The sequence below is a fragment of the Staphylococcus pseudoxylosus genome, from assembly GCF_003697915.1.
Classification (GTDB): domain Bacteria; phylum Bacillota; class Bacilli; order Staphylococcales; family Staphylococcaceae; genus Staphylococcus; species Staphylococcus pseudoxylosus.
Genome location: NZ_RCVN01000054.1, coordinates 1 through 680 on the forward strand (window position 1 = coordinate 1; position 680 = coordinate 680).

At 40.7% G+C, this 680-nt stretch carries 1 protein-coding gene; it reads left to right on the top strand.

Features of this window, described 5'->3' with window-relative positions; translation table 11 throughout:
- Positions 1 to 680 (top strand): peptidoglycan recognition protein family protein (locus tag D9V42_RS14760; protein WP_122065556.1); only part of this gene is annotated, 680 nt, incomplete at both ends.

The following is a 680-nucleotide window of genomic DNA, read 5'->3' on the forward strand; positions in this document are numbered from 1 at the left end:
TGCTGGTGTACGTGGTTATAACCCTACTGGGGTTGTAATTCACAATGACGCTGGTTCGAATGGTGCTAACGCTGGCTTCTACAACAACTGGTTACCTAATCATAACCCTGAAAATGGCTTTGCTCATGTCTACATTGCTTCTGACGGAAGATTACAAGCTTCTGATTTCTCTAATATGGCATGGCATTGTGCCAACTCGTACGGTAATGCTAACTATGCAAGCTGGGAAGTATGCCAATCAGAGGGCGATTTAAACCAGTTCTTGAGAAATGAGCAAGCGGTACTAGATGACGTGGCTAAGTACATGAAACAATGGGGGTTAACTCCTAATCGTGATACTGTTAAACTACATCAAGAACTTTCAGCAACTTCATGCCCTAGACGTTCAGTAGAAGTACACGGAGGCACGTTAGAGAGTTGTCGCTCATACTTTATCACAGAACTAAACAAGCGCCTTACAGGACAAACTAGTGGCACAGTCGCAGTAAACAATACACAAACAAATACAGAATTAGAGGACGACGATTTAATGAAATTTACATATACAAATGGCGATAAAACAACTTACTACTTTAATGGCGAAAAAGTTATCGCTCTATCACACCCAGACCAATTGGCAATTGTTCGTAAAACTTATAAAGAAACAACTGGCAAAGACCTTAAAAACTTCGATTGGAAAG